This window comes from Gluconobacter thailandicus F149-1 = NBRC 100600, assembly GCF_000964465.1.
Classification (GTDB): domain Bacteria; phylum Pseudomonadota; class Alphaproteobacteria; order Acetobacterales; family Acetobacteraceae; genus Gluconobacter; species Gluconobacter thailandicus.
In genome coordinates this window covers 160,325-181,381 of the sequence record NZ_BANH01000028.1, presented here as the reverse complement: position 1 = coordinate 181,381, position 21,057 = coordinate 160,325, and the positions used below count along the sequence as shown (strand labels likewise).

23 protein-coding genes and 1 CRISPR repeat array are annotated in these 21,057 nt (G+C 59.0%); of the genes, 17 read left to right on the top strand and 6 right to left on the bottom strand.

The features are described from left to right. Positions 1-106: 106 nt before the first annotated feature. On the bottom strand, positions 107-481 hold the full coding sequence (locus tag B7444_RS10055) for a hypothetical protein (protein WP_007282317.1): 375 nt from the start codon (positions 479-481) through the stop codon (positions 107-109). A gap of 75 nt (positions 482-556) precedes the next feature. On the opposite strand from B7444_RS10055, the gene guaA reads away from it, so the two are divergent. Then, a complete protein-coding gene (gene guaA / locus B7444_RS10050; RefSeq protein WP_186810553.1) occupies positions 557-2,179 on the top strand; it encodes a glutamine-hydrolyzing GMP synthase in 1,623 nt (540 codons plus the stop codon). A 58-nt stretch (positions 2,180-2,237) separates the two neighbouring features. Here the strand turns inward: guaA and B7444_RS10045 are convergent, their stop codons facing one another. Together B7444_RS10045 and B7444_RS10040 are read right to left on the bottom strand one after the other, a co-directional pair. Then, complete coding sequence (locus B7444_RS10045) at positions 2,238-2,687, bottom strand: CHRD domain-containing protein (protein WP_007282315.1); 450 nt, start codon at positions 2,685-2,687, stop codon at positions 2,238-2,240. Between the two features lie 41 nt (positions 2,688-2,728). Then, complete coding sequence (locus B7444_RS10040; protein ID WP_016737741.1) at positions 2,729-3,301, bottom strand: HNH endonuclease; 573 nt, start codon at positions 3,299-3,301, stop codon at positions 2,729-2,731. Positions 3,302-3,445: 144 nt separating this feature from the next. Between B7444_RS10040 and gluQRS the strand changes: the two genes are divergently transcribed. Then, on the top strand, positions 3,446-4,294 hold the full coding sequence (gene gluQRS, locus B7444_RS10035; protein ID WP_007282313.1) for a tRNA glutamyl-Q(34) synthetase GluQRS: 849 nt from the start codon (positions 3,446-3,448) through the stop codon (positions 4,292-4,294). Positions 4,295-4,470: 176 nt separating this feature from the next. Continuing rightward, positions 4,471-4,926: a CRISPR direct-repeat array (repeat unit 29 nt; unit sequence CGGTTCATCCCCGCACATGCGGGGAACAC). 104 nt (positions 4,927-5,030) lie between these two features. On the opposite strand, the gene lptM is transcribed toward gluQRS, so the two are convergent. Further along, on the bottom strand, positions 5,031-5,168 hold the full coding sequence (lptM, locus tag B7444_RS16780) for an LPS translocon maturation chaperone LptM (RefSeq protein ID WP_007282311.1): 138 nt from the start codon (positions 5,166-5,168) through the stop codon (positions 5,031-5,033). Next, on the bottom strand, positions 5,165-6,610 hold the full coding sequence (gene argH, locus B7444_RS10030) for an argininosuccinate lyase (protein ID WP_007282310.1): 1,446 nt from the start codon (positions 6,608-6,610) through the stop codon (positions 5,165-5,167). Before argH ends, lptM begins: the two co-directional genes overlap by 4 nt. Before the next feature lie 15 nt (positions 6,611-6,625). Between argH and B7444_RS10025 the strand changes: the two genes are divergently transcribed. From B7444_RS10025 to B7444_RS09970, 12 genes are read left to right on the top strand one after another with little or no spacing between them, the layout of a single operon-like run. Next, positions 6,626-7,201, top strand: a complete 576-nt coding sequence (locus tag B7444_RS10025; protein ID WP_007282309.1) for a TlpA disulfide reductase family protein — start codon at positions 6,626-6,628, stop codon at positions 7,199-7,201. Between the two features lie 39 nt (positions 7,202-7,240). Next, complete coding sequence (locus B7444_RS10020; RefSeq protein ID WP_007282308.1) at positions 7,241-7,810, top strand: TlpA disulfide reductase family protein; 570 nt, start codon at positions 7,241-7,243, stop codon at positions 7,808-7,810. Positions 7,811-7,845: 35 nt separating this feature from the next. Beyond that, positions 7,846-8,481 (top strand): TlpA disulfide reductase family protein, encoded by a 636-nt coding sequence (locus B7444_RS10015; protein ID WP_007282307.1) that lies wholly within the window; start codon positions 7,846-7,848, stop codon positions 8,479-8,481. Positions 8,482-8,497: 16 nt separating this feature from the next. Continuing rightward, positions 8,498-9,262, top strand: a complete 765-nt coding sequence (locus B7444_RS10010) for an N-formylglutamate amidohydrolase (protein WP_007282306.1) — start codon at positions 8,498-8,500, stop codon at positions 9,260-9,262. Beyond that, on the top strand, positions 9,259-10,089 hold the full coding sequence (locus B7444_RS10005; RefSeq protein WP_007282305.1) for a shikimate dehydrogenase: 831 nt from the start codon (positions 9,259-9,261) through the stop codon (positions 10,087-10,089). Before B7444_RS10010 ends, B7444_RS10005 begins: the two co-directional genes overlap by 4 nt. Before the next feature lie 3 nt (positions 10,090-10,092). Then, the gene (gene coaE, locus B7444_RS10000) at positions 10,093-10,698 is read left to right on the top strand and encodes a dephospho-CoA kinase (RefSeq protein WP_007282304.1); all 606 of its coding nucleotides are present in this window, start codon (positions 10,093-10,095) and stop codon (positions 10,696-10,698) included. Then, complete coding sequence (gene dnaQ / locus B7444_RS09995; protein ID WP_007282303.1) at positions 10,695-11,381, top strand: DNA polymerase III subunit epsilon; 687 nt, start codon at positions 10,695-10,697, stop codon at positions 11,379-11,381. The genes coaE and dnaQ overlap by 4 nt, the downstream gene beginning before the upstream one ends. Then, positions 11,381-12,289 (top strand): glycosyltransferase family 9 protein, encoded by a 909-nt coding sequence (locus B7444_RS09990; RefSeq protein WP_007282302.1) that lies wholly within the window; start codon positions 11,381-11,383, stop codon positions 12,287-12,289. The genes dnaQ and B7444_RS09990 overlap by 1 nt, the downstream gene beginning before the upstream one ends. Continuing rightward, positions 12,261-13,403, top strand: coding sequence for a glycosyltransferase (locus B7444_RS09985; RefSeq protein WP_007282301.1), 1,143 nt, complete (start codon positions 12,261-12,263; stop codon positions 13,401-13,403). The genes B7444_RS09990 and B7444_RS09985 overlap by 29 nt, the downstream gene beginning before the upstream one ends. Further along, entirely contained in the window at positions 13,403-15,163 is a 1,761-nt protein-coding gene (gene asnB, locus B7444_RS09980) for an asparagine synthase (glutamine-hydrolyzing) (protein WP_007282300.1), read from the top strand. Before B7444_RS09985 ends, asnB begins: the two co-directional genes overlap by 1 nt. A gap of 35 nt (positions 15,164-15,198) precedes the next feature. Continuing rightward, complete coding sequence (locus B7444_RS09975; RefSeq protein WP_007282299.1) at positions 15,199-16,518, top strand: dihydroorotase; 1,320 nt, start codon at positions 15,199-15,201, stop codon at positions 16,516-16,518. A gap of 45 nt (positions 16,519-16,563) precedes the next feature. Then, positions 16,564-16,944, top strand: coding sequence for a hypothetical protein (locus B7444_RS09970; protein WP_007282298.1), 381 nt, complete (start codon positions 16,564-16,566; stop codon positions 16,942-16,944). A gap of 6 nt (positions 16,945-16,950) precedes the next feature. On the opposite strand, the gene B7444_RS09965 is transcribed toward B7444_RS09970, so the two are convergent. Beyond that, positions 16,951-17,253: a hypothetical protein gene (locus B7444_RS09965; protein ID WP_007282297.1), complete on the bottom strand. Its 303-nt coding sequence runs from the start codon at positions 17,251-17,253 to the stop codon at positions 16,951-16,953. A gap of 154 nt (positions 17,254-17,407) precedes the next feature. Between B7444_RS09965 and B7444_RS09960 the strand changes: the two genes are divergently transcribed. Genes B7444_RS09960 through der form a run of 3 tightly spaced genes read left to right on the top strand, consistent with a single transcriptional unit; the run spans position 17,408 to position 20,878 of the window. Further along, positions 17,408-18,088 (top strand): tetratricopeptide repeat protein, encoded by a 681-nt coding sequence (locus B7444_RS09960; protein WP_231502914.1) that lies wholly within the window; start codon positions 17,408-17,410, stop codon positions 18,086-18,088. Then, positions 18,088-19,482, top strand: a complete 1,395-nt coding sequence (locus tag B7444_RS09955; protein WP_007282295.1) for a PQQ-binding-like beta-propeller repeat protein — start codon at positions 18,088-18,090, stop codon at positions 19,480-19,482. The genes B7444_RS09960 and B7444_RS09955 overlap by 1 nt, the downstream gene beginning before the upstream one ends. Before the next feature lie 4 nt (positions 19,483-19,486). Further along, on the top strand, positions 19,487-20,878 hold the full coding sequence (gene der, locus B7444_RS09950; protein WP_007282294.1) for a ribosome biogenesis GTPase Der: 1,392 nt from the start codon (positions 19,487-19,489) through the stop codon (positions 20,876-20,878). Positions 20,879-21,057 lie beyond the last annotated feature (179 nt).

Here is a 21,057-nt window from a genome sequence, read left to right as displayed (position 1 = left end):
CCAGATTCGTAGTCTGGTGCTCTATCCAGTTGAGCTACGGGTGCGTCTTGAGGCGGGGTTTTACAGGCGGTTTTTAGGCCTGACAACCCCCCTCTGAAAATAATTTCTACTTTCTTGTCATGGTGATGTGAGCGCGGCATGCCGCCGAGCCGAATGTTCCACCAATGGCCTGCCCTACCGGATAACCGTTGAAAACCAGCGGGGAGGGATGACCGCTCGTGTCCTTGCTGGCGAGCTCTGCATGATAATGATGTGTTCCGGGCTGATAGAGGCCTGTCAGGACCTGTGAGCCGTCAGCGGGCGTGAAAACAATATTTTTGCCACGGATTTCGAGCGTAGACGTCCGTTCGGTCGGGCAGGTGCCCTGATCGGTTACGAGAGCGCCGACCCAGCGGCCGGAAGGGTCCTGCCCAGGGTCAGGCGTGGCGCACGCAGCGAGAAATGCCAGTGCAGAAAAAGAAAAAAGAGCAATCGGGCGCATGTTGTGCCTGTCCTGTGATGCAGAATGGATGACGCAGACGACACAACACCTTATAGGAGAGCATCAAAACGCACCATGAACACGGAACGCGAGGCCATCACATTGACCCAGCAGGACGCCAGCACCGTCGCAAAACTCGACGAAACGCTCCATGAAGACCGCATCCTCATTCTGGATTTCGGAAGCCAGGTAACGCAGCTTATCGCCCGCCGCGTGCGCGAAAGCGGCGTTTACTGCGAAATCTGGCCTTTCACGGCAACAGACGAAAAAATCCGCGAATTCAACCCGCGCGGTATCATTCTGTCGGGCAGCCCTGCCAGCGTTCATGATGAAAACGCCCCGGCGATTCCGGATATCGTGTTTTCCCTGAATCGTCCGGTTCTCGGAATCTGCTATGGCCAGCAGGCCATGTGCCAGAAGCTGGGCGGTAAGGTCGAAACACACGAGCATCGTGAATTTGGTCGCGCTTATATCGACATCGCTGAAGACTGTGCGCTGTTCCGTGGCGTCTGGGCGCGCGGCAAGCGCGAACAGGTCTGGATGAGCCATGGCGATCGCGTAACGCAGCTTCCGCCGGGCTTCCGCGCTGTTGCCTATTCCGAAGGTGCTCCGTTCGCGATCATCGCTGATGAAGGCCGTCGCCTGTATGGCGTGCAGTTCCATCCGGAAGTCGTGCATACGCCACATGGCGCTGCGCTGATCCGCAACTTTACGCATGATGTGGCAGGTTGCAGTGGCACATGGACGATGGCTGGCTTCCGTGAACTGGAAATCGCCCGTATCCGCAAGCAGGTCGGGGATGGGCGTGTCATCTGCGGCCTGTCCGGTGGTGTGGACAGTTCAGTGGCTGCGAAGCTGATTCATGATGCTATCGGCGATCAGTTGACCTGCATTTTCGTTGATCCGGGCATCCTGCGTGCTGGTGAAGCCGACGAAGTCGTCAAGACATTCCGTGGTCGCTTCAACATCCGTCTGGTTCATCGTGACGCATCCGACCTGTTCCTGGGCGAACTGGCAGGCGTCAAGGACCCGGAAGTCAAGCGCAAGACCATCGGTCGTCTATTCATCGAAGTCTTCGAAGAAGAAGCTGCAAAGCTTGGTGGTGCACAGTTCCTTGCACAAGGTACGCTCTATCCGGACGTGATCGAGAGCGTCAGCTTCACAGGTGGTCCGTCCGTTACCATCAAGTCCCATCACAACGTCGGTGGTCTTCCCGAGCGCATGAACATGCAGCTTGTCGAGCCGCTGCGGGAACTGTTCAAGGATGAAGTCCGTGAACTGGGCCGTGAGCTGGGAATTCCCGAGAATATCGTTGGTCGACACCCGTTCCCTGGTCCGGGGTTGGCGATTCGTATTCCGGGCGAAATTGATAAGGAGAAGCTGGATCTTCTGCGAAAGGTCGATGCGATCTATCTGGAAGAAATCCGCAATGCCGGTCTGTACGACGCAATCTGGCAGGCTTTCGCGGTGCTGCTTCCGGTCCGTACCGTGGGCGTCATGGGCGATGGTCGGACTTACGATCAGGCCTGTGCCCTGCGGGCCGTGACCAGCACGGATGGTATGACGGCCGAAGTCTATCCGTTCGATTTCGCATTCCTGAACCGCGTTGCAGGCCGTATTGTCAACGAAGTCCGTGGCATCAACCGCGTGACTTACGACATCACGTCCAAGCCACCGGGAACGATCGAGTGGGAATGAGGGCTACGCCCTGAACAGAAAAAAGGCCTGCCTCGAGAAGGGGCAGGCCTTTTTTATTTCAGTGATCCATGTGGTGTTTGTGGCCGGTCAGTTCTGTTGTGAGCTGGGCACGGGCTTCACCATCCGGGAATTTCTCGGTGTGCAGGTTGATGTAACTCTTGCCAGCCAGAACATCCTTCACCTGATCGGAGGACAGGTTCAGCGTGCCTGTCATGCGGGTCTGGTAGGGGCCGTTGATCGGCACGATGACACCAGCATCTTCGCCATCGGCAGCCGGGCCGTGTAGATGAGCAGCGGTGACAGGACCGGTCAGGCCGTTATCTTCAAAACGGTAGGTGAGGGTATTCTTCGTCGTGTCCAGCACGGCGGAGGCCGATCCCTTGATTGGGGACGTGGCGCCATGTTCGGTCTTGAACGGGCCGAAGAGATGGATTGTTTCAGCAGAAGCCGGAAGAGCCGTCACGGACAGGCCGAGGGCGAGAGCTGCAGTCAGAAAACTTTTACGCATGGAACATGATCCTTGCTGAGTTGGAGTCACTGAACGCTGGCTTACGTCTCCAGTTCAGTGTTCCAGTACAGATAATCACGCCAGCTTTCGTGCAGATAGTGGGGTGGAAAGGTTCTCCCGTTTTCCTGAAGAAGGCGACTGCTCGGCTGATCAGGTTTTCGGTGCGGGTACATGCCGATTTCTTTGGGGAGGCGGGAGCCTTTGAGAAGATTGCAGGGGCTGCAGGCAGTTACCACATTTTGCCAGGTTGTTTTTCCGCCTTTGGCGCGGGGAATGACATGATCAAAAGTCAGTTCATGCGTTGGCAATCGGTCATGGCAGTACTGGCAGGAGAAGTTATCCCGCAGGAACACATTAAAGCGAGTGAAGGCTGGTTTTCGGGCTGAGGGGATATAGTCCTTCAGGGCAATCACGCTGGGGAGGCGCATTGTCATGCTGGGGGAATGAACGACGCCGTCCTCATATTCAGACAGAACGGAGACCCGATCGAGAAAGACGGCCTTCACGGCTTCCTGCCATGACCAGAGCGATAGCGGAAAGTACGACAGCGGACGAAAATCCGCATTCAGAACAAGAGCCGGAAAATGCTGACTACTGACAGGCACCACGCGCATCCCTTTTTGAGAGGACGGCACATGCGGGAAACTTCGGCGTAGAAAACGATAAGACAAACGCCGATAAACATGCGTCGTCGGCTTCTTTGAGACGACTATTTCAGTAAACTTCACAGACTGCAAGAAAACCCTGATGACAGCTTGATGACGCTCCCGCCCGTAACCCGTTTTGCCCCAAGCCCAACCGGATACCTGCATCTTGGGCATGTGGTTTCTGCCCTTCATGCGCGGAAGACAGCTGGGCCGTCAGGGCGCTTTCTGGTGCGGATAGAAGATATCGACACCACACGGTGTACGCCTGCGCTGACGGAGGCCCTCCGGGAAGATCTTCAATGGCTTGGTCTGTGGCCTGTGGAACCCGTTCTTCAGCAATCGCGGCATATGGGCGCCTATGCGAGTGTTCTGGATCACCTCCGACAGCGCGGGCTGCTCTATCCCTGTTTCTGCACCCGGTCCGACATTGCTGCGGCGGCATCCGGGCAACGGGCACCGGATGGGAGTGCCCTCTATCCGGGAACCTGCCGGACCAGAGCTTTAAATACCGGAGCCTTGGAGAGTGGACGTGCACCGACATGGCGGCTCGATATGCAGCGCGCTCTGAACGAAATTCACGGTGTGCCGTCCTGGTATGAAGCGGGTCATGGTCGGATTGCGGGGCGTGCGGATGAATTTGGTGATATTGTTCTGGGACGCAGAGATACGGGCATGTCTTATCATCTGTGCGTCACCCACGATGATGCCCTTCAGGGCGTGACCTGCATCACGAGAGGGCAGGACCTTTACGCTGCGACATCCATTCATCGTGTAATTCAGACCCTGATGAAATGGCCTGAACCTGAGTACAGGCATCACGCTCTTATTCTGGATGAGAGCGGAAAGAAGCTTTCCAAAAGGGATGGTGCAGAGGGGGTTCGAGCGCTCAGGGCGATGGGCTGGCCTGCAGAAAACGTTCTGACGCACCCGCTGGTAGTCCAGGCTCTGGCGGACAGCTGATGGCGGCTGTTGCATCTGTAGAGTTTTCAGAAAAACGCTGAGGCTGAAGAAAGTGGAATCGCTTCTCGCGGTAGATCCACGCCCGAGTAGGCGAGGACTATTTGGCGAGATCGAAGTTGCGGCCACCAGTAGTCCCTTCGTCCCCGCTTACGCGGGGAACACGCCGGAGACCCACGCGGCTCATCCCCACACATGCGGGGAACACATGATGCGCGCGTGCTTCTGAAAAATGCCGTCCGGTTCATCCCCGCACATGCGGGGAACACATTGCTCTGACCGGCTACACGGCTGCCGGCGTCGGTTCATCCCCGCACATGCGGGGAACACGATGCCAGAAAGCGGGCTTTAGCGTTATGGACCGGTTCATCCCCGCACATGCGGGGAACACTGAATTGGCGTTTTGATCGTTGGTGTTTTCATCGGTTCATCCCCGCACATGCGGGGAACACGCAGGAATGGCGCTAGATTGGATGACTCCTATCGGTTCATCCCCGCACATGCGGGGAACACCTTCCTTTGCAGGTCTCAGTTCTGCCCAATGACGGTTCATCCCCGCACATGCGGGGAACACTATCGGAAGACGAAGAAGGGCGTGCGTATTGGCGGTTCATCCCCGCACATGCGGGGAACACTCTTCCTGGCAAGGTACTGACAGAAAAGGGAAAATTCCACCCTCAAAAATCTACCGATTTTTATGGCCTGTTTTCGGCCCCTGTAAGACTTATCTGAAAGCCCGTTATTCAGGCGGATAACTCCGGGGATAGGTGATGTCGGAAGCGGGGCCGGGTGCATGTGGCGCCCCTTTCTTCCCGCAAGCGCTCAGGCCAGTGCTGAGCGCTACGAGGGTCAGGCCAACAAGCAGAAAACGTTTCATGCAGCGTCTCCAAGTTTCTCCAGCCAGGCCTGAGCCTGCTGGCGCACGTTGGACGGAGCAGTTCCGCCCAGACTGGTGCGGGAAGCCAGTGAGGATTCAACCGTCAGAACATCGAAAATACCAGCATTGATTCCCGGCTCTACGGCCTGCATGTCCTCAAGGGACAGATCCGCCAGATCACAACCGCGCTGCTCGGCCAGTCCGACCAGACGCCCCGTGACATGATGAGCCGTCCGGAACGGGACGCGCAGTTCCCGAACCAGCCAGTCTGCGAGATCGGTTGCAGTTGAGAAGCCCATACCGGCAACTTCGCGCATCCGCGTTTCATTCGGCTTCAGATCGCGGATCATGCCGTCCATGGCGGCGAGGGAGAGCGTCATGGCTTCCGTCGCGTCAAAGACAGGTTCCTTGTCTTCCTGCGTGTCCTTGGCATAGGCCAGCGGAAGCCCCTTCATGACTGTCAGCAGGCCCGTGAAGTTGCCCATGATACGGCCGATCTTCGCACGCACCAGTTCAGCCGCATCCGGGTTGCGCTTCTGCGGCATGATGGATGAGCCGGTTGTGAACGCATCCGACAGCGTGACGAAACCGAACGGGGCCGAAGCCCACATCACGATTTCTTCTGCCAGACGGGAGAGATGCATGGCCTGCAAGGACAGGGCGGACAGGAATTCCAGTGCGAAGTCCCGGTCAGACACGGCATCAAGGGAGTTGGCCGTCGGGCGGTCGAAATCCAGCGCCGCTGCCGTCATGGCGCGGTCGATCGGGAAAGATGTTCCTGCCAGGGCAGCCGATCCCAGCGGGCATTCATTCAGGCGTGCGCGGGCATCACGCAGACGGCCCCGGTCGCGGGACAGCATCTCGACATAAGCCAGAAGATGATGGCCGAACGTCACCGGCTGAGCGACTTGAAGATGCGTGAAGCCGGGCATTGGCGTGGCATGATATTCCAAGGCGCGCTTCGCCAGTGCCCGCATGAGCGAGGCGGTCTGTTCCTGAAGGCCGTCAATCGCATCACGGACCCACAGGCGGAAATCTGTCGCCACCTGATCGTTGCGTGAACGCGCTGTGTGCAGACGCTTGCCGGCCTCGCCGATCCGTTCGGACAGGCGGGCCTCGATGTTCATGTGAATGTCTTCGAGGGCCGGGGAGAACTCGAAACGTCCTTCGCCAATTTCCTGCGCGATATCACCCAGACCCTGCCGGATTTCCGCCAGTTCGGTTTCCGTCAGCAGACCAACCTTCTGCAGCATGGCGGCATGGGCGAGAGAGCCGCGGATATCCTGACGCCACAGAACTTTGTCAAAGCTGATGGAGGCGTTGATTTCGCTCATGATGGCGGCCGGTCCGGAGGCGAAACGGCCACCCCATTGCGGGTTGGCAGCCGTGCCTTCAAAGCTCGAGGCAGCATCGGTTTCTTTTTCGACAGGAACGTTTTTCATGATAACCGTAACAGGATGAAACAGAAGCAGATCGACCGGCGAACCCTTCTTTCAGGAGGCCTAAGCCTAGCTGCGGCGGCCAGCCTGTGCAATTCCGCACATGCCGAAGATCGTCCAAAACCGATTGTTCCGGGTCTGGAGCCGGGGCCAGCACGCCTTACGCCGCTGGAACTCAGGCTCGAACGGCCTGAAGGTGGCACGCGATCCCTGTCTGCGTGGCGAGGGGCACCGTTCGTCCTTCATGTGTGGGCCACATGGTGCGGTCCGTGCAAGATTGAACTGCCGCAGCTTGATGCTTTTATGAAAAAGCTTGGCGATGACAGCCCGATTGTTCCGGTTGCCATGTCCAGTCACGGACCGGATGATGTCGCTGCCTTTCTCAAAAACCTTAATCTTACCCATATCGATCCATGGACCGCAGACTGGCACGAGTTTCGGGCGTGGCTGGGCGTAAGTGAGTTGAGTTTCCCGGGGTCCTATCTGATTGATCCCGAAGGGCGACTACGGGCGGCCATCGAGGATGAAACGGACTGGGACGCCCCTGATGCTGTCTCGCAGTTCAGAAAAGTGATTGCGGCTCTGAAAGAGTAATGGTGTTGTGGGAATAGGAACAGGAAAGAGAGTGCTTTGATGACAGTCCCGATTGGGCGGCGTGGATTTATTGCGGGTGTTGGCTGCGCCAGCATTGCTGCGGCCCTTTCAGGTGCCGCCTGGGCCGAGCAGCAGGAAAATCTTCGATCCGTGAAAAGCCTGAAGGCTGGCAAGGCCAAGCTTGATCCGATCGCGCTTCAGTTGTCCGGTCCGGCGGGGGCTACGGAAAGTCTCGAATCTCAGCGCGGCAAGCCATTCCTGCTGCATGTGTGGGCAACCTGGTGTGGGCCCTGCAAGCAGGAACTTCCGAAGCTGGACGCGTTCATGGCTTCCCTGGAAACAGACTGCCCGATCATTCCCGTCGCTGTGGCCAGCGCGACGCCTGAAAAAGTTGCAGCCTTTCTGGATGCTGCCGGTCTGAAGCACGTTCCTGCCTGGACGATGGACCGAGCGCCCTACAAGGCATGGCTCAAGACATCCGATGTCGCCATTCCTGTCACGTATCTGATTGATGGATCAGGCCGTCTTCGTGCTTCGGCAGAGGGCGGTGTCAACTGGTCTGCACCGGATGCTGCCCAGCAGCTCCACGACATTCTTTCCGAACTCTGAATTTTTATCCTTCTGACGAGACCAGGATCTGACTGATGGCTTTTTCACTGACCCGTCGTGCTGCCCTCACAGGTGCCGCGGGACTTCTCGCAACGTCGCGCGCATTCAGTGCGTCTGCTGAAGACAAGGGCATTCCTTTCGTCCCGAATTCCTTTGGCGTCCTCGCCAAGCCGCGTGTTCTTCCAGCCCTGTCTGTCAAGAATGAGCAGGATCAGGATGTCCCGCTGTCACATTGGTTCGGCAAGCCGTTCGTTCTGCATTTCTGGGCAACGTGGTGCCCGCCATGCATTCGTGAACTGCCGTCCGTGAATGCGACAGCCAAGGCTCTTGGTGCAGACGGGCCACAGATCGTGACAGTGGCGGTACGGGGAAGCACCGTTCCCAAGGTGCGTGCTTTCTATGACGCCCATCAGATTGATACGCTGCCTCTTCTGGTGGACCCGACGTCTTCGGTCATGATGGAAACGGCGGATCAGGATGCTCTGGTGGCGTCTGTCAAACAGGTTCGGCCGGGCGATCTCAAGGATCTGACGCCAAGCGTCATGTCCCTGCATGGTGTCCCACGGTCCCTGCTGCTGAACGCCAGAGGAGAGGTTGTGGCCGAGGCAATCGGGAATATGGACTGGTCTGCCGATGCGGTCCGCCATACTCTGTCCGCTCTCGCAGGTTAACAACGCTAAAGAGCCAATGTCCCTTTCTCTGCTGGGTGCCGATGATCCGGCACCGTTTCTCCTGTTTCCTGAAACGCGGCCATCGCCATTCGTTCTGGTCAGTGACCATGCAGGCAAAGCCGTTCCCCGAACGCTTGGGTCTCTGGGTGTGGAAGAGGCGGAATGGCAGAGGCATATTGCTTGGGACATTGGTATTCTCGGGGTCGGGCGCACGCTGCATGGTATGCTTGGAGCTACCCTGATCGAGCAGGTCTATTCCCGTCTCGTCATCGACTGTAATCGCGCGCCGGGCCATCCGACGTCCATGCCGCATATCAGCGATGGAACGTCTGTTCCGGGGAACAGTGAGGCTCCGCTTCAATGTCGCGCCCGACGAGAACGCGAGATCCTGCACCCCTATCATGATGCGATCGCCGAAGCTTTGCTGGAGCGGGCAGGCCGCCCGACTGCGCTCATTGCCCTCCACAGCTTCACGCCGGAAATGGCGGGCGTAAAGCGGCCATGGCAGATCGGAATCCTGCATCACAAAGATAGTCGTCTGGCGCAGGTGATGATCGAAATGCTTCGCGCGGAGGGAGACCTCTGCGTGGGCGACAATGAACCCTATATCCTGACGGACAGCAACGAATACACCGTCCCCCGTCACGCAGAAGCGAACGGCCTGCCGTATTTGGAAATTGAACTCCGGCAGGACCTTATCGCTGATGACGCGGGACAACGGGAATGGGCAGAGCGCCTTGCGCGGCTTCTGCCTCAGGTCTGGGAGAGACTGGCTGCATGATTGACGGACATACCAAACTTGCTGGCGTCATGGGTTGGCCGGTCGAGCACTCACGCTCTCCGCTACTGCACAATCACTGGTGTCGTGTTCATGGTGTCAATGGCGCATATGTCCCACTGCCAACGCGTCCCGAGAATTTTGAGGCTGCCCTGAAAGGTCTGGCCGCCGCCGGATTCCAGGGTGTCAATGTCACGATTCCTCACAAGGAAGCGGCCATGAGGGCCTGTGACCGTCTGACGGAGACGGCCAGGCGAGCCGGGGCAGTAAACACCGTTCGCTTCGAGAATGGTCAGATCATCGGGGATTGCACGGACGGAACGGGTTTCTGCGATAATCTGACGGCTCATGACGTTAAACTGTCAGGCCGGGCGTTGATCCTTGGCGCGGGTGGGGCGGCTCGTGCTGTTGCTGCGGCTCTGCTTGATCGCGGATGTGAGGTCATCGTGGCGAACCGGACAATGGAACGTGCCGAAGCCATGGTTGAGGCCCTTAAGGGCGGTGAAGCGGTCGAATGGCACGACTGGCCAAGTCTGCTTTCGGGATGTTCCCTGCTGGTCAACGCAACATCGCTCGGCATGAACGGCAAAGCCGATATCGACTGGAAACCGCTGCTGCGTCAGGCCGGGGTTAATCTGTGCGTGACGGACATCGTTTACACCCCACGCGACACGCCGCTTCTGAAAGCCGCCCAGAAAGAAGGTCTACGTACGGTCGATGGACTGGGAATGCTCATCCATCAGGCGCGGGCCGGCTTCCGGGCCTGGTTTGGCGTTGATCCGGAAGCGGATGAGGCCACGTTCAACCTGCTGGCTGCCAGCCTGCGCTGATCCATGAAGATTATTGGCCTGACAGGCGGGATGGCCGCGGGAAAGAGTACGGTTGCTGCCCTGTTCCGCCGGGCTGGTGTGCCTGTCTTTGATGCCGACGCGGCCGTTCGCGCTCTACAGGCACCGGGAGGAAAAGCCCTCCCCGAAATTGCGCGCCTTTTCCCCGGAACTGTCAGGGATGGTCAACTGGAGCGACATGCTCTGCGTCAGGCGGTCGTCGGGGATAAGCTGGCTCTGAAACAGCTGGAAGGGGTCATGCACCCGCTGGTTCGTGCCGAACGTGCGCGGTTCCTGCGGCAATGCCGTGCCCGCAAAGAACCGTTCTGCGTTCTGGATATTCCGCTCCTGATGGAAATCGGTGAAGATCGGAACTGCGATGTGGTGGTGGTGGTGCAGGCTCCCATAACGACGCGTCTGAGCCGCATCCGGCAGCGCGGACGAGGGGCAGCACGCATGACCGAAGAGCAGGCGCGCTCGCTTTTGGCCAGACAGATGCCGGACCATGAGCGCAGACGCCGGGCGCACATCGTGATACGAACCGGCCTTTCCCGCGGATCTGCTGCCCGGCAGGTTCGCGCTCTTCTGCACCGTCTGCGCGAGGCTCCATGAAACGCTCGATCCTGTTCGATACGGAAACCACAGGCTTTGACCCGGATCAGGGCGATCGCATCATTGAAATCGCCGCCATCGAACTGATCGATGATCTGCCGACCACCAATTATTATCACGTCATGGTGCATCCCGAGCGGGACATTCCTGCCGAGGCCACAAAAGTGCATGGTTTTCGGATCGAGGATCTGGAGGGCGCGCCAAAGTTTGCCGAAATCGCAGACGGGTTCCTGGAATTTATCGGCGATTCCCCGATGATCGCGCACAATGCGCGCTTCGACTTCAAATTCGTCAACGCCGAGCTTGAAAAATGCGGCCGCGCGCCGCTGGATTACGTCAGTCGGGCTATTGATACCGTGGAAATGGCGCGCAAAAAGTATCCAGGTATGCCTGCCAGCCTCGATGCGTTGTGCCGGCGCTTCAACATCGACCTGTCCCAGCGTGGCACCCATAACGCTCTGCTGGACTGCCAACTTCTGGCGGAAGTGTACGTGGAACTGATGGGTGGCCGTCAGCGTGGGCTTGGTCTGGCCGGCCCGTCGCGGAACCGCAATATCACAGGTGCGGCTGACTTTCTGGCCAATCGTTCCCCACGAAAAATGGCTCCCCCCAGCGCGGAAGAACTGGCGGCACATACGGCTTTCGTGGACGGCCTCAAGGAGCCGGTGTGGCGCCGCGACTGATGAAAATCCTGTTCATTACGTCTAACCGGCTGGGCGATGCCGTCATTTCGACAGGGGTTCTGAGTGCGTTGCAGGCGCGTTACCCTTCCGCGCTTTTCACGGTTGTCTGCGGCCCGGTCGCTGCCGGACTGTTCGAGCCTGATCCCCGATGTGAACGCGTCATCACAATGGAAAAGCGCCGCCATGATCGCCATTGGCTCGATCTTTGGCGGCAATGTGTGCGGACGCGCTGGTTTCTGGTGGTTGATCTGCGCGGCTCGCTATTGAGCCTGACCTTGCGAACGCGCCGCCGACTGATTGTTCGCGGTGGGCGTCGGGATGGACGCAAGGTCGAGCAACTTGGTCAGGCGCTTGGTCGAAATCAGGCCCCCAAGCCGCGGGTGTGGGTATCCGATGAACAGGAGAGGTCGGCCCGCGCTCTTCTGCCGGATGGAAAATGGCTCGCTCTTGGGCCAACCGCGAACTGGGATGGCAAGATCTGGCCGCCAGAACGGTTTGCTGCTCTGGCGGAAGGCCTGAAAGCGCAGGATCTACGGCCCGTTTTGTTCTATGGGCCGGGGGATGCGGAAAAAGAACGGGCAAAGCCAGTTCTGGAAGCCCTCCCGGACGCGCTGGATCTGGGTGGGAACCGGGAGTTAGGTGAGGTTGCGGCGTTGCTTCGGCGGTGCGCACTCTTTGTCGGAAATGACTCCGGTCTCATGCACCTCGCTGCTGCGGCGGGGACACCAACGCTTGGTTTGTTCGGACCGTCCCGCATGTCCGAATATGCGCCCTCAGGAGAAAATGCCTTCGCGCTCTCGGCTCCAGGAACTGAGGGAGAGGCGGCTCTGATGGGGCTGTCTGCTTCGGAGGTGCTGGATGTTGCTCGGGCGATTTTGAATGGAAAAGCCGAAGCCTTCCGAACCTGACCTTGAAGCGCCGCGCTGCATGGCCGATAGAGAAGCCATGAGCGTTTCTTCCCAGCCGTCGCCTGTGGCACCGTCTTCTCCTTCAGGGCGAAAAGCCAGAGTGGCACATGTCATGGCCGGGTCTGCGCGAGGCGGTGCGGAACTGTTCTTCGAACGTCTCTCCATGGCCCAGACGGCAGATCAACGTCCCGTTCGGGCGCTGATCCGGCACGATGCCGGGCGCGAAGGCCGCCTCCGTGCTGCCAATGTGGAGACACATACCTTCCGGTTTGGGGGGATGCTGGATGTTGGCACCAAGCCTCGCCTTCAGAAGAGTTTGCTTGAATTTCAGCCGGATGTCGTCGTCGCCTGGATGAGCCGAGCGGCCCGGAAGCTACCATCAGGGCCGTGGCGAACGGCCGGGCGTCTGGGTGGCTATTACGATTTGTCCAACTACCGGCGCTGCGAGCATCTGATCGGCAATACGCGTGGTCTGGCGGAGTGGATGAAAACTCAGGGTTGGCCTGCAGATCGCGTGCATTACGTACCGAATTTTGCGACTGATTTCGCTTCGGTTCAGTCGGCCCGTCCGGAGTTTCTGCCCTCAGACGCGCCTTTCGTGCTGGCGCTCGGAAGGCTGCATGAAAACAAGGCCTTTGACGTCTTGATTCGGGCCATGACGCGCCTTCCCGGCGTGCATCTCGTGATCGGTGGGGAAGGGCCGGAACGCGCCGCGCTTGAAGACCTGATCCGGAAGGAGGGGCTTTCGGATCGTGTGCACTTGCCGGGCTGGGTGGCTGAGAGTGGTCCCTGGCTGAGAGCCTGTGACGTTATGGTTTGTCCATCCCGGATCGAGCCGCTTGGAAATGTCGTCATTGAAGGGCTGTCCGCAGGCGTCCCGGTTGTTGGAAGCGCCATTCAGGGGCCACAGGAAATTCTTGCCGGAACGCAAGATGGTCTTCTTGCTCCTGTTGAAGACGCCGATGCTTTTGCCAGTCAGATTGGAGCCATTCTGGACGATACGGCGCTGGCAGGGAGTTTGCGGCTGAACGGTCGTGCCCGGTTCGAGCGCGAGTTTGCCGAAAGCGTTGTCATGACAAAATGGTCCGAGTTTCTGGACGGGGGATTGTCCTGATGTGCGGGATTGCCGGACTTTCCTGCCTTCCGGGCCATTCGCCAGATCAGGCGGCGCTGGAGCGCATGTCGGCCGCCATCTTCCATCGTGGTCCAGATGGGGAGGGACGTCTCGACTTTGCGGGAGCTGCCCTCAGGCATCGGCGGCTGTCTATCGTCGATATTGTAGGGGGAACGCAGCCTTTTCGGGTCGGCAGTGCGGCCCTGATCGCCAATGGTGAGATCTATAATGATCCCGACATTCGGGAAGGTTTTCCGGCCAATTATTTCAAGACAGGCAGTGACTGCGAACCGCCGCTCTATCTCTGGCTGAGGGATGGCACCGGCTACACGCACGATCTTCGGGGCATGTATGCGATTGCGGCGGTGGAGAACGAGCAGGGCCAGCATGAAATGGTGCTGTCCCGCGATCCGTTTGGGATCAAGCCGCTGTATATCGCGGAATATGAGGGTGGAATAGCGTTTGCCTCCGAGGCACAGGCGCTTCTGGCTGGTGGTTTTGGTATCCGTCGTGCAAGGGGAAAGGCGCGGGACGAACTGTTGCAACTCCAGTTTACGACGGGCCAGAAAACGATCTTTCCGGGCATCCGGCGTCTGCTTCCGGGGGAGACCCTGCGAATTGTGGATGGTCGCATCGTGGAATCCCGTCGCAGGCATGTTCTCAAGGAGGCGACGACGCCAATCCCGGCCGATCTGACGGATGATCAGGCCCTCCGTCGACTGGATACTGCCCTGATGGATAGCGTTCACGCCCATTTGCGGGCTGATGTGCCCCTCGGGTTGTTCCTGTCTGGCGGGATCGACAGTTCTACCATTCTTGCCGCCGCCCATAAGCTGGGTCTGCCCCATCCCAAAACTTGGACCGCCCGTTTTGACAGCGGAAAAGCAGATGAAGCCAGTGATGCTGCGGCTCTGGCGGCTTCTGTTGGAGCCGATCACCACGTCCTGACCGTTACGGAAGCCATGGTCTGGGAGCATCTCCCGGCCATCGTGGCCTGTATGGACGATCCGGCTGCGGATTACGCCATCATTCCAACGTGGTTCCTCGCGCAGGAGGCTCGCAAGGATGTCACGGTGATTCTGAGTGGCGAAGGCGGGGACGAGTTATTCGCCGGATATGGCCGCTATCGCCGTGCACTGAAACCGTGGTGGCGGGGCGGAAGAACGCCCTGGCGCTCAGGAACATTCGGCCGCAGCCTTCCGGGGCGGGGGAGACAGTGGCGGTCAGGTTTAGCTGCCATGGAACTTTCCCAGCGTCTGACCGGATTGCCTGCCGTGCAGGCCCTCGATACTGCCGAATGGTTGCCGAACGATCTTCTACTCAAGCTGGACCGTTGCCTGATGGCGCATTCCGCTGAAGGTCGCACGCCTTTGCTGGACCCCGTCGTAGCCAAGGCGATCTGGTCTTTGCCGGATCGGTTCAAGGTCCGTGATGGATGCGGCAAGTGGCTTCTGCGGCGCTGGCTTCAGGATGCATTGCCGCAGGCTCGCCCGTTCGCGCCCAAACAGGGTTTTACCGTTCCGGTCGGAGTATGGATTGAGGGGCAGTCAAAACGACTGGCTCCGCTCGTGGCGCAGCAGGCCTGCATTCAGGCCTTCATGCCACCCCATCGGGTTGAGCGCCTTTTCTCCACGGCCAGACAGCGCGGACATGCCCGACGAGCCTGGACGCTGCTGTTCTATGCGCTGTGGCACCGTCATCATATCGAAGGCATCCCGGCAGACGCGGATGTTTTTGAAACGCTGTCCCGCGCCTGTTGAGCGCGATTTTCATCAGACTGAATTAAGGAGAGACCATGCATTACGATCTGATTATCCGGGGCGGCCGCTGCGTATTTCCATGGGGTGAGGCCGAGGCTGATCTGGGCGTCCGTGATGGTCGCATCGCTTCATTGTCCGTCTCGAAAAACGATGACGCCGACCGTGTGATTGATGCGACCGGTCTGCATGTTCTTCCTGGTCTGATCGACAGCCATGTGCATCTGCGCGATCCGGGAAATGCGGCTGTTGAAACGCTCGAAACCGGGACGCGCGCTGCGGCTCTTGGTGGTGTGACGACCGTGTTTGACATGCCCAACACATCCCCGAGCGTCACGGACAAGGCGATGCTGGACTGGAAGCGCGAGCACATCAGCAAGGTCGCCCATGTGGACGTTGGCATGTATATCGGCGCAACCCGCGACAATACGCCAGATCTCGCCATGCTGGAGCAGCAGCCGGGCGTCTGCGCAATCAAGGTCTTTGCGGGCTCTTCAACCGGCAATCTGATGATTGAAGACGATGAGGGCATCGAAGCGGTCATGCGCTCCGGTCATCGTCGTGTCTGCTTTCATTCTGAAGACGAATACCGTCTTCAGGAACGCAAGCCGATGTTCCATGAAGGGCAGCCCTACGCCACGCACAGCATCTGGCGGGATGTGGAATGCGCTTTTCTCGGCACCCGCCGGATTATGGCGATTGCCCGCAAGACGGGGCGCCCGGCCCATATTCTCCATACTTCCACGGCGGAAGAACTGGAGTATATGGCGGGATTCAGGGACGTGGCGACCGTTGAGGTTCTGGTCAATCATCTCACGCAGGTTGGCCCGGAGTGTTACGAGAAGCTGGGTGGTCTCGCAGTCATGAATCCGCCGCTTCGGGATCGGTATCACTACGAAGCAAGCTGGAAGGCCATTCAGGATGGTCGCGTGGATGTCGTCTCGTCCGATCATGCACCGCATCCGCTTGAGGCCAAGACGCGTCCATGGCCGAACTGCCCCGCCGGTCTGACGGGCGTTCAGACAATCGTGCCGGTCATGCTCGATCATGTGAATGCTGGTCGTCTGAGTCTGCCCCGCCTTGTCGATCTGATGGCTGCCGGTCCGGCACGTGTTTACGGACTTCAGACAAAGGGGCGGATGGCTGTCGGTTTCGACGCGGATTTCACGCTCGTGGACATGAAGGCGCAGCGCGAAATCACGAACGACTGGATCGCGTCTCCGGCCGGCTGGACGCCTTTTGATGGCACTCAGGTGACAGGTTGGCCAATGGCAACCATCGTACGTGGAACGGTCGTGATGCAGGATGATGAAGTCATTGGAAATGCAACGGGACGTTTTGCCAAATTTGCGCCTTGATCGGGGCGTAGGGCGCGCGACGCTTCGACCATGAAAGGGAGCTTTATGATTCGTCCCGTCGCCGCGCTTTGCGGCCTGTCTCTTCTGTCCGCGCTTGCTGCTGGCACAGCCATGGCTGCCGACTCCGGCTGGAGTGCGCCTAAATGTGGTGCCGAGCCAACGGCACCCACGGTCAAGGCCGGGACCGTCGCCCAGTACAACGAGAGCGTGGACCGCGTGACGGCTTACGAAAAAGATGCCCGGGCCTATAACGCCTGCGTGTCAGGGCAGGCCAATCGCGAAGAAACCGCCATCAGTCAGGAAGCGAGCGCCAAGATCTCGCATATTCATACGGCGAGTGCGGCTGTGCAGTCCCGCATTGCCGGGTCGTTCCAGAAGCTGTCCGCTGAACTAACAGCCGCTGGGCGCAAGCTTGGACATCACTAAAAAACGTTACTGGCCCATACGCGTCTGATTTTGCAGGGGCGTCAGACCCGTCGGGCCTTCATAGGTCTGGCGGGCTACGTTAGGCATCAGATCCGGTCTGGCCCAGCAGTCTGTCCCTTCAAAGCTGGTCGTACAATAAGGCTGGGGAGGGGGCGGTCCGACGGGGCGGGAGCAGAAGCTTTCGTCATCATAGAGATAGGCCGTGTTGCAGTCCTTGCCGGTGATGGCAGATGCAATACGGTCCGGGGCACATCCGCCGAGAGCGCAAAGCATCAGGGCGGATGGCAGCAGCAGGGCTGGTTTCTTCATGCCGGAGAAGATCGTCTGGCAGGGGTTAAGGAAGCCCTAAAGCGGTCCTGAATTTCTTTCGGTAACAGCTTCTCAAGCGAAGCGTTTGCCGCAAACGTGCGGCACCTGTATGGTTCCGCCAGAACTTTACAAAACCGATCCAACAGGGGACCAGGTGGCGGACGATTTCATCACAGAGGTGAACGAGGAAATTCGGCTTCAGCGCTTACGGGCAGCTGCACGTCGATGGGGTGCTGTCGTGGCAGGTGTCGTCGTCGTGGGCGCGATCGGCGGTGGTGTCTGGGAATGGCAGACTCATGCCCGCAAGGCGGCGCAGGGTGCGGCTTCCGCCCGGTATTTCACGGCACTCGAAACGCTGGCTGATCCCAAGCATGACAAGTCTGTCACGCAGCAGGCTGAAGCCACTTTCCAGGATCTGGCCGATCATGGTCCCGCCGGTGTGCGCTCCTATGCCGCACTGCGTCTGGCTGACCTTAAGATGCAGGATCACGATACGGCATCTGCGTTGAAAGCCTGGAATAGCGTCGCGGCCGATTCTGCTGCTGAACCTGCTTTGAAGGACATGGCGCGTTACATGGTCCTGAACGCCCAGACCAATACGGCAGACCCGAAGACGCTGCGTCCCGGTTATGAAGGACTTGCCCAGAATGGCGGGGCCTGGGGAGTACTGGCGCAGGAAGGTCTGGCCGGGCTGGATCTGCGATCGGGCGCAACCGCCGATCAGCAGAAAGAAGCCCAGCGTCTTCTGACGCAGATCAGTGGTAATGCCGCTGCCCCTGAAGGGGTTCGTGCCCGTGCACAGGCCCTGCTTGAAACCTTTGGAGACGCTGGTTGATGCGCCGCCCTGACCGATCTTCCTCGACCGTGAACCGTCGCTCTCTGTTGCAGGTCGCGTGCTCCGGTGCTGCCCTGACAGCACTGGGTGGGTGCAGCCTCTTCAATGACGATGAGAAGCCCATGCTGGCCGGGCATCGTATTGACGTGCTGTCTACCGGCGCTGGTCTGACCGTTGACCCGGAAGATCATACGCCCATCAGCCTCTCGGCGCCGCAGGCCGTAACGGAATGGCTTCAGCCTGACCGCACACCGGATCATGTTTCGGTCAACGCCATTGGCAGCGGAGCCAACCTCAAATGGAGCCGTTCGATCGGCGCCGAGGTCAACCCGACGAGCTTCCTGTCCATGGTCGCCATCATGCCGAACAGCCGCGGTGCGATTCAGTCACCGCCGGTGATCGGAAATGGTCGGATCTTCACAACAGATGCCCAGGGCGTCGTGAAGGCATGGACGTGGCCGGGCATGAAGCAACTCTGGTCGCATCAGCCAGCGCCACGCAAGTCCCGTTCCACCAATATCGGTGGCGGTGTCGCTCTGGATGGTGACACGCTTTACATCGTGGACGGTGTGGCTCAGGCGCTTGCCGTCGAGGCAGCCACGGGCAAAATCAAGTGGACGGTCGATCTTGGTACTCCGGGTCGTTCCGCTCCGACCATTGCCGATGGGCTGGTCGTTTTCGGAACAATTGATGAGCGCCTGTTTGCGCTGGAAGCTGCGACGGGCCGGCAGGTCTGGACGTATCAGGCGACCGGTGCGGACACTGTCGTTTTTGGTCAGGCCGCGCCCGCTATCGTCGATGGCGTGGTTCTTGCAGGTTTTGGCAGCGGTGACCTTGTTGCCCTGCGTGCAACGTCTGGTGAGATGGTCTGGAGCGACAGCCTTGGCGGTGCCAATGGCATGGGCGCCATGCTGGACTTTTCTTGCATCCGTGGCGCCCCCGTCATCAAGGACGGTACGGCTTACGCCATCTCTATGTCCCGCGTTCTCGTGGCCGTGGATATGCGGTCCGGCCGTCGCTTGTGGGAGCGTGAAGTTAGTGGGCAGACGCCCCTGACAATCTGTGGAGACTGGATGTTTGTCCTCTCCACGGATCAGCAGCTCGCCTGCCTTGATCGCTTGTCGGGTCACGTGCGCTGGATTACACAGCTTCGTCGCTTCCGCCGTCAGGAAGTGCAGAAGGAGGCCGTCCAGTGGGTCGGTCCTCTTCTGGTGAACGGCAAGCTGCTCTGTTTCTCTACCCTGCCTCAGGAAGGCATGGTGATTGTTGATGCCGTAACTGGCAAAATTGAATCGACCCGTAAAACCACGGCGCCATGCCAGGTTCAGCCAATCGTCTGTGACGGTCTGGTTCTGACACTGTCCCAGGATGCTGTTCTGCGGGCCTATGGCTGAATAAATGACCTCTGAGAACCTGCCCATCGTAGTTATCGCCGGGCGCCCGAATGTCGGGAAATCCACTCTTTTCAACCGGCTTGTCGGGCGCCGTCAGGCGCTTGTGTCCGATCAGCCGGGCGTAACCCGCGACCGCAAGGAGGGCGAAGCCCTCATGCGTGGTCGTCGCATCCGCATCATTGATACGGCCGGTCTTGAAGAAGCCGCTCCGGATACGCTGTTTGGCCGTATGCGGGCTTCGTCCGAATCCGCTGTCTCCATGGCGGATCTGGTTCTGTTTTGCATTGATGCCCGTGCCGGTATCACGCCGACTGATGCCCATTTTGCCAATTGGCTACGTCGTCAGAACCGCCCGGTCATGCTGATTGCGAACAAGGCGGAAGGGCAGGCAGGTACGGATGCGGCTCTGGAAGCCTATTCCCTCGGCCTTGGTACGCCGCTGGCTCTCTCTGCCGAGCACGGCGAAGGCATCAGTGATCTTATGGGCGAGATTGTTGATCGCCTTCCTGACGCACCCCGTCAGGAACGTCGTCGTCGCCGTGATGAAGGGCCGGAAGAAGCCGAAGAGCAGGAAGAACGTCCGCCTGGTCCGCTGCATCTTGCGATTGTTGGTCGTCCGAATGCAGGAAAATCAACGCTTCTGAACTGCCTGCTGGGCGAGGAACGTATGATTACCGGCCCGGAAGCCGGTTTGACCCGTGACTCGATTTCCGTGGACCTGCATGATGAACACGGCCCGATCCGTCTCGTCGATACAGCTGGAATGCGCAAACGTGCCCGCGTTGAGCAGCATCTTGAGCGCATGTCAGTTTCCGCGTCTATTGAAGCGCTGAAGATGGCAGAGGTGGTTGTATTGACCATTGATGCGACGCTTGGTGTTCATGAGCAGGACCTGCAGATTGCCCGCCTGATTGAGAAAGAAGGCCGTGCCTGCGTTCTGGCGCTGAACAAATGGGATGCTGTCGAAGATCGCGTTGCGACCCGCAAGGCTATTTCCGACCGGATCGAGACGTCCCTTGCTCAGGTCCGTGGCATTCCCGTGGTGACGTTCTCTGCGCTGACGGGGGCAGGTGTTCATCGTCTGCTACCAGCCGTGCGCAAGGCTTACGAAATCTGGAATTCGCGCGTCACGACGGGTGAACTGAACCGCTGGTTTGAGGAAATGCTGGATCGCCATCAGCCACCACTGGTCGATGGTCGCCGCCTCAAGCTGCGTTACATGACGCAGGTCAAGGCGCGTCCACCAACATTCCTCCTGTTTGGAACACGAGCAGAGATGCTGCCGGATGCCTACAAGCGGTATCTGGTGAATGGTCTGCGAGAGACATTCCACATGCCTGGCGTGCCCATCCGTATCCAGCTGCGCGGCACGAAGAATCCTTACGCAGATAAGTGATTTCCATTTCTGTTCCGTTATGCATCGTACGCATACCGGAACAGAATGGCGAAACTGGACTATAAAACTCCCTGTTTTCGTATATCTAATCCCTCTCCACAGACTGGCGATGGTTGGTATTCGGCCCTAGAAAGGCTGCCAGCCATCAGTCAGGCCTGAGTTAAGGATGAGGAATAGGA